This is a genomic window from Alcaligenes sp. SORT26, from assembly GCF_017377875.1.
In the GTDB taxonomy this organism is placed as follows: domain Bacteria; phylum Pseudomonadota; class Gammaproteobacteria; order Burkholderiales; family Burkholderiaceae_B; genus Alcaligenes; species Alcaligenes parafaecalis.
The window spans coordinates 550,574-565,868 of record NZ_CP070975.1 but is presented as its reverse complement, the minus strand read 5'-3'; the positions used below and the strand labels follow the sequence as shown (position 1 = coordinate 565,868).

The window sequence follows — 15,295 nt, the reverse complement described above, 5'->3', positions numbered from 1 at the left end:
AGTACATGCAGCCATTTTGGGAGTTTCAGCATGTCTTCGAGTCGTACCCCTCGTCAGAGCGAGCTCAATGAACACCATGAATCCCGACCTGCACAGGCCGGTCAGCAGCAAGGCGGCAGCAGCTATATCCCTGCTTCCGGCCCTTCCGGTGATCGCTCTCACAGTTTTGCCTATGAATGCCAGGAAGATACCGACGAGGTATCTGACAGCCTGACTTTTGTGCTGGTTCACGGTGCCTGGCACGGTGGCTGGTGCTGGTCCCGGCTAGCGGCCCGACTCCAAGCCAAAGGTCATAAGGTGTATACACCCACCCTGACAGGCCTGGGCGAACGCAGCCATTTGCTTAGCCCGGACATCACCCTGAATACCTTTGTGGATGATGTCGCTAATTTGATACGTTGGGAGGAGCTTTCCAACGTGGTTTTGGTGGGTCATAGCTTCGGTGGGCTGGTTATCAGCGGGGTGGCCGATGTACTGCCGCGCTGCATTCGGCAACTGATTTATCTGGACGCCTTTATTCTGCCCAGCGGCACCAGCACATTTGACACCCTGCCTGAAAAGATCATCGACAGCATGGTGGCCTCCGCCGGGAAAAGTACAATCCCTGCCGTCCCCCCTCCCCCTCTTAGCGCTCTGGGCTTGCATGCAACGGAAGACCTGCACTTTGTAGGCAACCGCTTAACGCCCCAGCCGCTTAGCGTCTACCGTTCTTCTTTGCGCTTGCAAAACCCCGTCATCGGTAATGGCCGCCCCTGCTCCTATATCTCCTGCACGCAACCGACCTTCAGGGGGGTGGATACGTCGCGTGAGTGGGCACGGCAACAAAAAGACTGGGAGTTCCGCGAGCTGGAAAGCGGACATGGTGCCTTGATGACTCACCCCGATATGCTGGCCCGATTGCTGCTGGAACTGGCGGACTAGTCCGCTTGAGCCACACTGTCTTTAGAGCGATAAAACTCCCTGGGAGTCACCCCAAAATGCCGCCGGAATACGGCGGCATACGCGCTTTGGCTGGCATAACCATGCTGTAGCGCGACTTGCACAACAGGCTCACCCGCCGCCAAACCCTCCAAAGAACCCAGTAAACGCGCAAACTGACGCCATTGCCCGAAGCTGATGCCGGTATGGCGACGAAACAGTCGATGAAAAGTTTTAACGCTCATCGCCAGTTGTTTGGCCCAGGCATCCACATCCCTAGCATCATCTGGGCAGGCTTCTAATTGTCGGCATACCAAGAGCAAACGTGGCTCCTCTGGCCAAGGAAGATGAAACGGCAACACAGGCAATTCACGCAGTTCATCCAGCAATAGACGCATCAAACGGCCATCGCGGCTGTCCAGCGAATACACCAAAGGAATCCGGCTGGCTTCCAGAATCAATTCCCGCAACAAGGGGCTGACATCCAGTACACAATTACGCGTAGGTAGACCCGGAGCAGCATACTCATCCACAAAAATCGTACGCATTTTGACCTGGCCGCGCATGCGTACCGTATGAGAACGTCCGGGCTGCAGCCAGACACCCCGGCTGGGAGGAACCACCCAGCGCCCTTCTTGCGCATCAATCACCATCACACCTTGCACGGCATACAAAAACTGAGCGCGCACGTGCTGGTGCTCTTCAATAAGATGGCCATCTGGATAGTCTGCCGCCAAACCACTAATAGGCATTTTGGCCAGCTCGACAGGCATATGAATAAGAGGGTCGACCACAAGCTGTCCCATTTGCGCTAAAGCAAGTCAGTTTAGCGAAAGACAGGCAGAACGGTCTACAGCGAGCATACGTCTTCCTTTTGAACGGATGCTTCCTATGCGCAACTATGCCTATCCACTGGTGACCATGCTTTTATGGTCCGGCAACGTGATTGTTTCCAAAATGGCGCACGGCCTGATCGCCGCCCCCGCCATGAGTTTTTACCGAGTCGTACTGGCACTAGCCATCATGAGCTTGTTTGCAGCCCGCCCTGTCTGGCGTCACTGGCACTCAATTCGGCCTCAACTGCCCAAACTGCTTTTTCTGGGATTTCTGAGCATGGCGTTTTATCAATGCCTGTCCTACTGGGCGGCAGCCAGCACCAGCGCAACAAACATGGCGGTGATTACGGCTCTGACACCCTTGCTAACCTTGATGACGACTCGCCTTCTACTACCCGAAACGGGGGCTCGCGGCATGTTGCCCGGTGCACTGATCGCCTTATTTGGCACCGTCTGGTTAATTAGCGGCGGCCATCCCCTGCAACTGCTAAGCCAAGGCGTACGCTCGGGTGATTTATTGATGCTGACGGCTGCTTTGAGCTACGCCTTCTACAGCGTCTTCTTGAAAAAATGGCACATCACCGTACCCGCCTGGCAATCGACCTACCTTCAGGCTTGGGGAGCACTAATCACTTTACTGCCTGTGTTTTTCTGGCTGCCCGCCGAACAAACCCAATTGAATGAACAGACTGTTCCCTTGATTCTGTACGCAGGCATTCTGGCATCCGTCTTGCTGCCCTACTGCTGGATACAAGGCATCACACGGCTGGGACCTGCTCGATGCAGCCTGTTCTTGAACATCCTGCCCTTCATGACGGCCATGCTAGCTATCCCTCTGCTGGGCGAAACACTGGGAGCACACCATGTCAGCGGCGGCTTACTGACTCTGACGGGTGTAATTCTGGCTCAATGGCCGCCACAGCGATGGTTGTTCAAAACCAAACCTGCAGTTGCAGAATAAAAATCAGGAGTATTAACTCCCCATCCAGACGTCAATTACTTGGGAAGTCACCAGCAGCAAACTAACGGTTTGAATAACTAGGCAATTATCGAGATGGCTAGCTGATTGGCCGACTTGCCGACTTGCCGACTTGCCGACTTGCCGACTTGCCGACTTGCCGACTTGCAATCCTAGGATAGGCGCACCACGCATTCCTGCAAGTAAAGCCGCCCTTTTACCAAAAAGGGCGCTTTTTATTGCTCGATACCGCTTACGACCTCATTCCCCGGACTATTTACCGCTAACAGCCACCCCTCCTGCAATGAGGCATAACCACGCAACAACAACAATACCCCTCCCGCGCCCGCCACTCCTTTCACTCCCCCCTTCTCCATCATTGCCATCGAGCATTTCCTTGATGAAATTGATGCTCCTCTCACGCCATCCCCTCAATAAGTCGAACAGGGAAGGAGCACTGTCATGTCCTTCTCGATCTGAGCCTCTTAGGGCCTGGGTTCGGGGCGCGGGGCGAGTCAGACTGCTTGCCGCAGGCGGTGTCTTGATCCGGGGTGCAAGCGCTCTGCTGTTTGAACCCGACGCTTGTGATTGGTCCGGGGGACCAATCACCGGGTGAGTTCAGAGCGCGCCCGGATCAAGACACCGACCAGGGCACCGGTGCGCAGCACCAGCAAGTAGTCCGCCCCGCGCCCTGAACCCAGGCCCTAAGAGGCATCTCTTCTGAGACACAGCCTTCCCGAATACAAAGACAAGAGCACAAAAAAAACCGCCAACCCAAAGGCTGGCGGTTTCTGGCATGCAAGAGACTAGCTAAGATCAGTCAGCGCGATAATTAGGCGCTTCCTTGGTGATCTGCACATCATGCACGTGAGACTCACGTACACCAGCGGACGTAATTTCCACGAACTCTGCATTGGCGTGCAATTCCTCAATAGACTTGCAACCGCAGTAACCCATGGAAGCGCGAACACCACCCACCAGTTGGTAAATAATGGCAATAACACTGCCCTTGTAAGGCACACGACCTTCAATACCTTCAGGAACCAGCTTGTCAGCATTGTTCGAAGGGTCCTGGAAGTAGCGGTCAGCCGAACCATCCACCATCGCGCCCAAGCTACCCATACCGCGGTAGGACTTGTACGAACGACCTTGGAACAGCACAACTTCACCAGGAGACTCTTCCGTACCGGCAAACATACCGCCCATCATGCAAGCAGAAGCGCCCGCAGCCAAGGCTTTGGAGACGTCGCCGGAGAAGCGGATACCACCGTCAGCGATCAAAGGTACGCCAGTACCTTCAAGAGCCTTGGCAACATCAGCAATCGCCGTGATCTGAGGAACACCCACACCGGCCACGATACGAGTCGTACAAATAGAGCCAGGGCCAATACCGACCTTGACACAATCTGCACCGGCCTCGACCAGAGCACGCGCAGCATCAGCAGTAGCAATGTTGCCACCGATAACCTGAATGCGCGGGAAGTTTTTCTTGACCCAACGAACGCGTTCGATAACGCCGCGAGAGTGACCGTGAGCGGTGTCCACCACCACCACGTCCACACCAGCCGCAGCCAGTTTCTCGACACGTTCTTCAGTACCGTCACCCACACCAACCGCCGCGCCGACGCGCAACTGACCCTGGCTGTCCTTGCTGGCCAGCGGGTGCTCGGTGTTTTTGACAATATCTTTAACCGTTGCCAGACCACGCAACTGGAACTGATCGTTAACGATCAGCACACGCTCCAGGCGGTGGCGGTGCATCAGAGCCTGAGCTTCGTCCAGCGTGGCGCCTTCATTCATGGTGATCAGACGCTCTTGAGGCGTCATCACATCACGCAAAGGCAGATCCAGGCGGTCTTCAAAGCGCAAGTCGCGGTTGGTGACAATACCCACCAGTTTGCCGGCTTCAACCACAGGCAAGCCGGAAATACCGTGCTGACGCTGCAGATTGATGGCATCGCGCACCTTCATGGTGGGCGTAACCGTGACCGGGTCAATCACAATACCGAACTCGTGGCGCTTCACACGTGCAACTTCACGTGCCTGGGCATCCGCCGTCATGTTTTTGTGAATGATCCCGATACCGCCTTCCTGCGCCATGGCAATGGCCAGGCGCGCTTCGGTCACGGTGTCCATGGCAGCCGAAACCAGCGGGATATTCAGGGTGATGTCCCGCGTGAAGCGGGTGAGCAAGGATGTATCACGAGGCAGAACCTCGGAGTAAGCGGGAACCAACAACACATCGTCGAAGGTCAGTGCTTTCTTGATGAGACGCATGCTTTTATTACTCCGTCCAAAAATCGATTATACGCGTAAGCAATTACGCAATCCAGACCCGAGCGTTGCGAAACATCCGCATCCAGGGAGTAAATCCACCATTTGCCATCTGATCAGCTCCCTGATCAGCCGCGCCCCACTGCTCGGGCGTCCAGGACATCATGACGTTGCGCGTCACACGTTCCGGGTGAGGCATCATGATGGTGAAGCGGCCATCTGCCGTGGTTACACCAGTCAAACCGTAAGGGCTGCCGTTGGGATTCAGCGGGTACTGCTCGGTGCGCTGACCACGGTGATCCACAAAGTGAACCGCAGCAGCAACCTTGGACGCATCGCCCTGACGCTGGAAGTTGGCAAAGCCTTCACCGTGAGCCACGGCCACTGGCAGGCGCGTGCCTTCCATGCCCTTGAAGAACAAGGATGGCGAAGCGGCGATTTCCACGCTGGAGAAGCGAGCCTCGTATTTTTCCGACTGGTTACGGGTAAAGCGTGGCCAGAATTCGGCACCGGGAATCATGGGAGCCAGGGCCGCCATCATCTGACAACCATTACAAATACCCAGACCGAAGGTGTCACTGCGACCAAAGAAGGCTGCAAACTGATCCGACAACTGGCTGTTGAAACGGATGGTCTTGGCCCAGCCTTCACCCGCGCCCAGCACGTCACCGTAGCTGAAACCACCCACAGCCACCATGCCCTGCATGCCTTCCAGCGATGCGCGGCCAGACAGCAAGTCGGTCATGTGTACGTCCACGGCCTCGAAACCGGCGGTATCAAAAGCCCAGGCCATTTCAACCTGGCTGTTGCAACCCTGTTCGCGCAAGATAGCAACGCGCGGGCGTTTGCCAGTGGCGATGAACGGAGCGGCGATGTCTTCTTGTGGATTGAAGATGACACGAGGGGAAATGCCAGGGTCCTGTACGTCTTCCCAACGATCAAACTCTGCCTGTGCGCAAGCGGGGTTGTCGCGGCGCTCCATGATACGGCGACTTACTTCGCTCCACTGTTGTGCCAATTCGACACGAGGAGCTTGGTAGATGCACGCACCATCGCGGTAGAACTCAACCTGATCGGTCTTGTTCAGGCTGCCAATAACGTGGGAGTAAGCAGACAGGCCTGCTTCACGCAGGGTTTGCATGACCTGATCACGCTTGGCCAGAGGCACCTGAATAACCGCACCGGCTTCTTCGTTAAACAAGGCGCGCAAGGTGATTTCGTCACGTTGGACAGACACTTGTTCGGCACGAATCTTGAAGTCACCCCAATCCGCTGCATGCGGATCAATGGTCAACATATCCAGATTCACGGACACGCCTGTGTGACCGGCGAAGGCCATTTCGGCCACAGTCGCGGCCAAGCCACCGTCGGAACGGTCGTGGTAGGCCAGGATCAGTTCCTGATCGGCCAATTGGCGAATGACTTTCACAAAAGCCAACATGGCTTCTGCATCTTGCATATCGGGGACGGACTGACCGACCTGATTGAAAGCATGAGCCAGTACCGAAGCGCCCATGCGTTGTTTGCCCTGCCCCAGATCGATCAAGACCAAGGCCGTGTCGCCCTGAGTGGTCTTCAGTTGGGGAGTCAAGGTGCGACGTACGTCAGCCACTTGAGCAAAAGCAGTCACAACCAGAGAAACGGGGGAAATCACCTGACGGGATTCACCGTCCTGTTCCCAGCTTGTACGCATGGACAAGGAATCCTTGCCCACGGGAATGGACAGACCCAGGCTCTGGCACCACTGGCTAACAGCCTGAACGGTGTCGAACAAGGCGGCGTCCTGGCCGTCTACGCCGCAAGCGGCCATCCAGTTGGCGGACAGTTTGACGTCTTTCAGATCGCGCACATCGCTGGCAACCAGGTTGGTCAGCGCTTCGGCCACAGCCATACGGCCCGAGGCGGCGGCATCGATCATGGCGCTAGGGCTACGCTCGCCCATGGACATGGCTTCACCACGTACGCCTTCAAAATCGGCCAGGGTCACCGCGCAGTCGGCCACGGGGACTTGCCAAGGACCAACCATCTGATCGCGGCTGCACAGACCACCCACGCTACGATCGCCAATGCTGATCAAGAAGGTTTTATTGGCCACGGTGGGGTGACGAAGCACCCGGTGCATGGCTTCGGCCAGAGGGATAAGGGTCAGATCCAGTGGCTCGGCAACGCCTTCCAGGCGCTTGACGTCACGTTCCATGCGTGGGGCTTTACCCAGAATCACATCCATAGGGACGTCGACAGGACGCTCCTCGATGCTCTTGGGGGTATGTACTTCATCTACGCCTGGCAGGCCTTCACCGAAGGTCACGCGCAATTGACGTTCTTCAGTAGCGACACCGACAACCGCAAAGGGGCAGCGTTCGCGCTGAGCGATACGCTCAAAACGCGGCAAATCCTTGGGCAGAATAGCCAGGACGTAACGCTCCTGGGATTCATTCGACCAGATTTCAGCAGGCGACAGACCCGACTCCTCCAGAGGAACTCGTGTCAGTTCAAAAATAGCGCCACGCTCGGCATCGTTCACCAATTCCGGGAAAGCGTTGGACAAACCACCCGCCCCCACGTCGTGGATAGCAATAACAGGGTTGTTCTCGCCCTGCTGCCAGCAACGGTCAATAACCTCTTGGGCACGGCGTTCCATCTCCGGGTTGCCACGCTGCACGGAGTCAAAGTCCAGTTCAGCACGGTTGGCACCAACGCCCATGCTGGAAGCAGCTCCACCGCCCATACCAATACGCATGCCTGGACCACCCAACTGAATCAGCAAGGCGCCGACGGGCAGCGGATCTTTATGGGTCAGGCGATCATCAATCGAACCCAGACCACCGGCAATCATGATGGGCTTGTGGTAGCCCCAGCGCTGATCGCCAGCCGTTTGTTCAAAGGTACGGAAGTAACCCAGCAGATTGGGACGACCAAATTCGTTATTGAAGGCCGCACCACCAATCGGGCCTTCAATCATGATGTCCAGCGGGCTGGCGATACGGTCGGGGATACCGTGGGAATCTTTTTCCCAAGGTTCCATCTGCTCGGGGAAGCACAGGTTGGAAACGGTAAAGCCGGTCAAGCCTGCTTTGGGCTTGGAGCCACGGCCAGTTGCACCTTCGTCACGAATCTCGCCACCAGCACCGGTAGATGCACCAGGGAACGGCGCAATTGCCGTGGGGTGATTGTGGGTTTCCACTTTCATCAAGGTGTGAACCAGCGCTTCGTGGCGCTGGTATACAGGCTCGTTAGCCTGATCGTTGATACCGGCGTGGAACAAGGTGGCAGGGCCACCCGTCATGATGGCGGCGTTATCCGCATACGCCACCACGGTGTTTTCAGGCTGAGCCGCGTGAGTTTCACGAATCATGCCAAACAGTGTTTTGCCCTGGTTTTCGCCGTCGATCACCCACTGTGCATTAAAAATCTTGTGACGGCAATGTTCGCTATTGGCTTGCGCGAACATCATCAGTTCTACGTCGTGAGGGTTACGACCCAGACGGGTGAACGCCTCCATCAGGTATTCAATTTCGTCTTCGGACAGCGCCAGACCCATTTCTTCGTTGGCCTGCTGCAAGGTTGCGACACCACCACCCAGAATATCCACGGTCTGGATAGGCTTGCCGTCCAACTGCGTAAACAAGTCCTGACCATTAAAGTCCAGGCCCACTACCGTTTCTGTCATGCGGTCGTGCAACAAGGCAGCCAGTTGCTCCAACTGAGCCTGATCCAGCTCTTTGTTACCCAGCAGACCACGCTTGGGGGTAATGATGTAACGCACACCGCGCTCGATACGGCGGACCGCATTCAAGCCACAGTTGTGAGCGATATCAGTTGCTTTACTGGCCCAAGGGGACACGGTACCCAGACGAGGCACCACACGCAGAACCAAGGCGCCTTTAGGCGGCTGAGGGTCCAGCGCAGGCAGACCATCGTCCAGCAGATCGCTGAGGTGCTGACGCGCACTGGCATCCAGGCCGGACTCATCAGTCCAGACGTAGTATTCGTGCAAGGCAAGAATGTCGGCAACAGGCAGTTGACGCTGCTCGACACGCTCTAGCAAACGCTCACGACGAAATGCGGAGAGCACGGACGAACCGGGGAAGTACAGGATTTGGCTCACGATACGGGAGGGGCAAAAAAGGTGGGGGAAATAGAAAACACGCCATTTTAACCGGAAGCGACACAAGAGGTCACATCGGTAAATGGCGTGCACAAAAAGGGAAAACTCAGTTCAAACAAAGACAGCTCAAGCAGGTCAGAAGACGCACTCAAACCGGCAAGTTCGGCAAGACGTCTTGAGGGGCCGGAGCGATTAGCGCCCCGTAATCTCCAATACGGACCTGGTATGGCGTTCAAATCGGGCTGTCTCCGTCCAGATCTGGGGCGGGCGCAGGCTCAGGGTAAGAAACTTCCAGAATATCCAGTTCTTCCTTGCCCGCTGGCGTACGCAGAACTACCGTGTCGCCCTCACGCGCCTTGATCAGGGCTCGGGCCACAGGGGAAATCCAGCTTATACGGCCTTGCAACGGCTCGGCCTCATCTACACCCACGATGGTGATGGTGAACTCCTCGCCCTGGCTGTCGCTATAGACAACGGTTGCGCCAAAAAAGACCTGATCGGGATTGGGCTGCAAGCCCGGGTCGACCACTTCGGCAATTTCCAGGCGCTTGGTCAGAAAACGGATACGACGGTCAATTTCCCGCAGGCGCTTTTTACCGTACAGATAATCACCATTCTCGGAACGGTCGCCATTGGAGGCAGCCCACGAGACGATTTGTACGACCTCGGGCCGTTCTTTGTTCATTAAATGGCTAAGCTCGCCACGCAAACGGCGGTAGCCCAGCACCGTCATGTAATTCTTGGTGCCGCTGGGCAAAGCGCTGTCGGGGGACTCCAGCTCGTCGTCATCGTCCTGATCGGACTCTTTCACAAAGGCTTTATTCATAATTTCAAGGCTCCTGCTAGAGCCACTCCTGCCAAACGGGTTTCAATCCCGAGGGCAAAGGGGGCAAACCGCCTAAATCCACCCGCCCTTCGCTGGGACCGTGAAAATCCGAACCACAGGACACTTCAAAACCATAGCTGCGCGCCACTTGGGCATACACGCTGTATTCCTGCGGGGAATGACTGCCTGTCAGCACTTCAATACCGACACCGCCCAATTCCAGAAACTGGGTGTAGAGGGCATGGCTGCGGGTGTCATCCAGTTCATAACGGCCAGGGTGAGCAATGATCGCTTTACCGCCAGCCTGCCGTATCCAGCCCACCGCTTCTTCCAGGCTAGCCCAGACAGTAGTCACGGCGGCGGGCTTGCCATCTGCCAGATAACGGCGAAAGGCTTCATTCATATCCGCGCAATACCCTTTCTGCACCAGAAAGCGCGCAAAGTGGGTTCGGCTGATCAGTTCAGGGTTGGCAGCAAACGGAACGGCCCCTTCGTAGGCATCCGGGAAACCCAACTCGGCCAGGCGCTCGCCCATCAAACGGGCACGTTGCTCACGACCTGCCCGCACATCATGCAAAGCCTGCTGCAAAGCCGCATGATCCGGGTCCACACCCAGGCCCACAATATGAATCGTTTTATTGGCCCAGGTTACCGAGACTTCCACCCCGTCCACAAACCGCATGCCCAAGTCCTGGGCATGTTGTCGGGCCAGTTTCAAGCCGCCAATTTCGTCATGATCTGTCAGGGCCCACAGTTGCACGCCGTTAGCATGCGCACGCGCGGCGAGTTCCGCGGGGCTGAGCACACCATCTGAATAAATGGAGTGGCAATGCAAATCAACGGGCAAACGGGCCTGAACACTCATAGGGGGCTATCCAGCTAGAAAATAGTCGATGTGGTCGATTTGTTCAGCATTGCGCAGCATGGGCGCATGGCCCACCTTGGGAATGGTCACCAACTGCGAATTGGGATTGCGCTGCAACATTTCCTGGACGATATCCGCCCGCAAGAGGTCAGACTCCTGCCCGCGCACAATCAGGACCTTGTCTGGCAAGCCTTCGTAAGCTCCCCACAGCAAAGCCTGAGCCGCCTCCAGATCTACATCTGCTTGCTGAGCAAAAGCCTGCGACAAGCGCAAATCGTAATGACGACGCCATTTGCCTTCATGCTCGACAAACACATGGCGAGACATATCAGCCCACTCTTGATCGGAATGCTCTCCAAACGAGGCGGATACAGAACGTACGTACTCTACGGCCTGCTCGAAGGTGTCAAACAACACGGACTGGCCGACGTATTCGCTAATGCGCTGCAAACCCGTCATATCCAAAGCCGGGCCTACGTCGTTCAGCACGACACGACCCAAAGGCAACTGCATGGGTGCTGGGGCCAAACCCGGGCCGGGACGCGTGGGACGCAATATGGCTGACATTGCTTGTGCGCCGTGCAGCCCTAAAGCAATCAGTCCGCCCATCGACGTTCCTACCCAATCCAAGCGCGCAGGTTTCAAGCGGGCAATCAGCACCAGCATATCGGCAACGTACTGGGGGATGGCGTAAGCCGCAGGGTCAATCAACCAGTCTGAGCGGCCGCGCCCGACAATATCGGGGGCCACAACACGGTAGCGTTTGGACAAGCGCTGAGCCAAGGGATCAAAATCCCGACCTGTACGCGTCAAACCATGCACGCACATCAAGACCTGGTCGTTATTAGGATCGCCCCACTCCCAGTACGCCATGCGGTGCGTGCCCGAAGCACTGGCACACATAACCCAATTAAGGCGCGGTTCCTGAAGATCAGTTGTCATGAACGCTCAGACCAGAATTTGACAAATAAAGGAGCATTGTAGCCCAGCCGGGGGGCTTTACTGTGCCGTTTCTGTCCTGCTGTCAGGGTGGCGCTGGCGACTGCCAATAGCGGGCATGACGATCACGCTCCCCAAAGTAATACAGAGCCCAGGGGCGCGACTCAAGCGTCAGTGCGCCCCATTGGTCTGTGCGTAGAAATAAAGCACCAGCACGCTCCCACCGTGCCTGAACCACAGCATGCGGATGGCCAAAACGGTTCCACCAACCCAATTGAGCAATCGCCAATCCGGCCTGAATGTGTTTCACAAAATGAGCCCCGGACGACGTGCGGGAGCCATGATGCCCCACCACGACCACATCGACAGGCCTCAAACCGGCGGCCACAATGGCCTGCTCCTGCGCCACACCCGCATCCCCCAGAAGCAATGCGCTATGCCGCGCACCCTGCACCTCCAGCACACAGCTAATGGCGTTTTTATCTTCCTCGCTGCCATAAGCGGCTTGGAATCGGGCCTCGTCTGCTGGCGGCCACCAAAAACGAAAACGTACGCCGTCCACCTCCCAACTCACCCCCTCCTCACAACGCAGCGCCTCATCCGGACGCGTAGTGGAGCCAGACGCGACTCCTAACAGACGCTCTTCACGGCTCAAATGCGCGTCCAGATCAAAGCTGCTGTACGAGCGACCCACAGGGACGGCCTGCAAGACACTGCGAGTCCCGCCCACATGGTCCATATCGGCATGAGACAGCACCAAAGTATCCACATGCCCGATTCCCTTGGCTTTCAACCAGGGAGCAATACTGCGCTTGCCCTCATCCGAATCCGGGCCATAACGATTACCCACATCAAACAGCAAGACCTGACTGCGAGTACGCAACACCACGGCACTGCCCTGCCCGATATCCAGGGCATACAAATCCCAGTCCCCTTCCTGCAACAAAGGGGGACGCAGGGCCAGTGCGGGTATCAGCAGTGAGAAGCCACTTAGGCGAGTCACGAAGCCTTTGGGCAAAAGCATCAACAACACGCCCAGCAAAGCCAGCACGGTCCAAGCCCAATGCTGAGCAAGCACGGGCACGCTGGCTAAACTGCGCTCTGCCAGCCAGACGGTGGGCTGCATAGTGGCATCCAGAACCGCATGAGCGAACTGGGCAACACGTTCACACCACTCTGACGGAGCCTGGAGTGCAGCCAAAATCAACAGAACCAGGACTAATGGCGTCACCACAGAGCCGATCAGGGTGATGGCGTAGGCATTGGCGGGCAATGAAGCCAGAGATATTTCGTGGAAAAGCGGGGCCAAGGCGGGCAGCAAGGCCAGCGTAATCAGCACTTGTAGCTGAGTCGCAAACCAAATCCGCCGCCCCCAGCGCTGCCACACGGAACCTGCCTGCGGTATCTGCCCCATCAAATGCGTAAAGGCGAACAACACGGACACGGCAGCAAAAGACAGATAAAAACCCGTTGTCAGCCCCGCCCAAGGGTCATGCAACACCACGACCAGCGCTGCGATCAGTAAAGTCCGACTGGCACCCAAGTGCAAACCACAGATGCGGCATAGCCCTACCACCAGCAACATCAAAAAAGTACGTTGAGCGGGAATGCCCCACCCGGCAATCACGCAATAAGCACCCGCCCCGGCAATCCCCACCCAGGTAGCAGCGATCTGGGCTGGAATCTGCTCGGCTAAGACCCAGCGTCGCCAACGAATACGCCGCCAGCACCATGACACTAAACCGGCCAGCAAGACCGCCAGAAACGTAACGTGAGTCCCACTGATGGACACCAGATGCGTCAGGCCGCTGCGATTAAAAACAAGCCAATCCGGCGCTGCGATACTGGCTTGATCGCCCAAGGACAAAGCCAGCATCACCCCACCCCAGCGCCGTTCCTGTACGTAAGGCATCAAGATACTGCGCAAATAATGGCGCAGGCGCTCGGTCCAGGTGGCCCAGGAATGGGCCGGATCAAAGTCCAACTGTTGGGGCTGACCACGCACACTCCCCACGGCTCGCCAGCCCTGTGTGATGGCATGACGCTCTGCGTCAAAACCATGGGGATTCCGGGCCCCTTGAGGGGGCCGGACTAATAAGGACATGCGCCAACGCTGCCCGGGCATCAGCTCCGGAAAGCGTTGCACAGCAGGCTCACGATACAAGGAGTGGCGCTGGTTAGCATTCCAGCGCACCAGAATTTGCTCGGGCAAGCCGGGCGGCTGCGAGCTTAAGACTCGCGCCTGAAACTGCCGGTAGGCAGGACCCATCTGCACCAGGGACTGAATCTCCAGCTCTACGCGGCTGACTTTATTGGTATCACCGGCGGGCACCGCCTGGCTCAGCCTGTCCTGTATGTGCCAGACGCTATAACTTGCCCCCAAGCAGGCAAAGACCAGCACATAGCTCAGAGGGACACGAAGCGCCAGCAGAAAGGAGAGCAAAACGCCCCCCAGCCAAAACCATATAGACAGGTTTAGATAAGACGGTGCCAGGAAATGGGTCAATGTTGCTGCAGCCACAAAGGCGGCTAGACATGCACGCCCTATCATCGGCTCTGCCCTGCCATCGCAGCCTCCACGCAAATCTCTAGCGTAGGGGGTCGGGCAATTTCAAGCAGCTAGTCCAAGCTGGCTTTGCTCACCTCGGCTTGTACCTAAGGGCAAGCATGCTGAACTCGTAGAGGCAACAAGAGCCAAGCTTCAACAGACTCAAAAAAACCTGACAATGAAGCTAAAACCCCTGAGCAAGCAGAAACGCATCCAGACGCGGCAAGACCCGACGAGCGGTCGCACCGGTCTGGGCAATGACCTGCGCCACCTCCATCCCTCGCAACTCCGCCAAGCTCGCTGCTATTCCTTTTACTTCAGCCGGTTCATTGCGAACCGACGCCAACGGGGTCCCCGGCTCTACCAGCCAGGACGGTGCCAAATCCGGCGCATCGGTTTCCAGCACAATATCGGCCAGACTCATATCCTGTGCCAGACGGCGAATCTGCTTGGCACGGCCAAACGTCATGGCTCCACCAAAACCCAGCGCACAGCCTTGGCGCACGAACATCTGCGCTTGCTGTTCACTACCGTTAAAAGCATGGGCGATTCCGCCCACACCCGGAAACTGCCGCAAATACTTCAGCACCCGATCTTGCGAACGGCGCACATGCAAAAGCACGGGCAAGCCATAGCGCTGCGCCAAGGCCAATTGAGCCTCGTACAGCCATTCCTGATGGCGGCTGGCTTCTTCGGTTTTCAGTTCAGGGACGAAATAATCCAGACCAATCTCGCCCACAGCGACAAAACGTGGATCATCCAGACGTAGCTGGATCTCTTGTTCCAGAGCCTTCAGGTCTTCAGCACCTGCTTTGGGGGTAAATAAAGGATGAATGCCCAGCGCATAGACTCCGCCGGGCGCAGCCAGCGCTGTCTCCCGCGCCGCCTGAAAGTCGAATACCCCCACGGACGGCACCACAATCGAGCACACACCGGCCAAGCGGGCACGCTCAATCACGTGCTCACGGTCTTGAGCAAATTCGGGAGCATCCAGATGACAGTGCGTATCGATAAGCATAGCGA

General features: G+C 56.9%; 10 protein-coding genes. 2 read left to right on the top strand and 8 right to left on the bottom strand.

The features are described 5' to 3' along the window. Nucleotides 1-30: 30 nt before the first annotated feature. On the top strand, nucleotides 31-921 hold the full coding sequence (locus JYG33_RS02575; RefSeq protein WP_207874071.1) for an alpha/beta hydrolase family protein: 891 nt from the start codon (nucleotides 31-33) through the stop codon (nucleotides 919-921). Here the strand turns inward: JYG33_RS02575 and JYG33_RS02570 are convergent. Further along, the gene (locus JYG33_RS02570; protein WP_207874069.1) at nucleotides 918-1,724 is read right to left on the bottom strand and encodes a helix-turn-helix transcriptional regulator; all 807 of its coding nucleotides are present in this window, start codon (nucleotides 1,722-1,724) and stop codon (nucleotides 918-920) included. The genes JYG33_RS02575 and JYG33_RS02570 overlap by 4 nt on opposite strands. An 85-nt stretch (nucleotides 1,725-1,809) precedes the next feature. On the opposite strand from JYG33_RS02570, the gene JYG33_RS02565 reads away from it, so the two are divergent. Beyond that, complete coding sequence (locus JYG33_RS02565; protein ID WP_207874067.1) at nucleotides 1,810-2,715, top strand: DMT family transporter; 906 nt, start codon at nucleotides 1,810-1,812, stop codon at nucleotides 2,713-2,715. Between the two features lie 813 nt (nucleotides 2,716-3,528). Here JYG33_RS02565 and guaB read toward each other — a convergent pair. From guaB to JYG33_RS02530, 7 genes are all read right to left on the bottom strand, one after another. Next, nucleotides 3,529-4,989: an IMP dehydrogenase gene (gene guaB / locus JYG33_RS02560; RefSeq protein WP_207874066.1), complete on the bottom strand. Its 1,461-nt coding sequence runs from the start codon at nucleotides 4,987-4,989 to the stop codon at nucleotides 3,529-3,531. Between the two features lie 43 nt (nucleotides 4,990-5,032). Further along, the gene (purL, locus tag JYG33_RS02555) at nucleotides 5,033-9,094 is read right to left on the bottom strand and encodes a phosphoribosylformylglycinamidine synthase (protein ID WP_207874063.1); all 4,062 of its coding nucleotides are present in this window, start codon (nucleotides 9,092-9,094) and stop codon (nucleotides 5,033-5,035) included. 232 nt (nucleotides 9,095-9,326) lie between these two features. Next, nucleotides 9,327-9,920: a transcription elongation factor GreB gene (greB, locus tag JYG33_RS02550; RefSeq protein ID WP_207874061.1), complete on the bottom strand. Its 594-nt coding sequence runs from the start codon at nucleotides 9,918-9,920 to the stop codon at nucleotides 9,327-9,329. A gap of 16 nt (nucleotides 9,921-9,936) precedes the next feature. Further along, complete coding sequence (locus tag JYG33_RS02545; protein WP_207874059.1) at nucleotides 9,937-10,785, bottom strand: 3',5'-nucleoside bisphosphate phosphatase; 849 nt, start codon at nucleotides 10,783-10,785, stop codon at nucleotides 9,937-9,939. Between the two features lie 6 nt (nucleotides 10,786-10,791). Further along, complete coding sequence (locus JYG33_RS02540) at nucleotides 10,792-11,688, bottom strand: alpha/beta hydrolase (RefSeq protein ID WP_207875711.1); 897 nt, start codon at nucleotides 11,686-11,688, stop codon at nucleotides 10,792-10,794. Between the two features lie 121 nt (nucleotides 11,689-11,809). Next, nucleotides 11,810-14,167, bottom strand: a complete 2,358-nt coding sequence (locus tag JYG33_RS02535) for a DNA internalization-related competence protein ComEC/Rec2 (RefSeq protein WP_243430256.1) — start codon at nucleotides 14,165-14,167, stop codon at nucleotides 11,810-11,812. A 289-nt stretch (nucleotides 14,168-14,456) separates the two neighbouring features. Beyond that, nucleotides 14,457-15,290: a TatD family hydrolase gene (locus tag JYG33_RS02530; RefSeq protein WP_207874056.1), complete on the bottom strand. Its 834-nt coding sequence runs from the start codon at nucleotides 15,288-15,290 to the stop codon at nucleotides 14,457-14,459. Nucleotides 15,291-15,295: the final 5 nt, after the last annotated feature.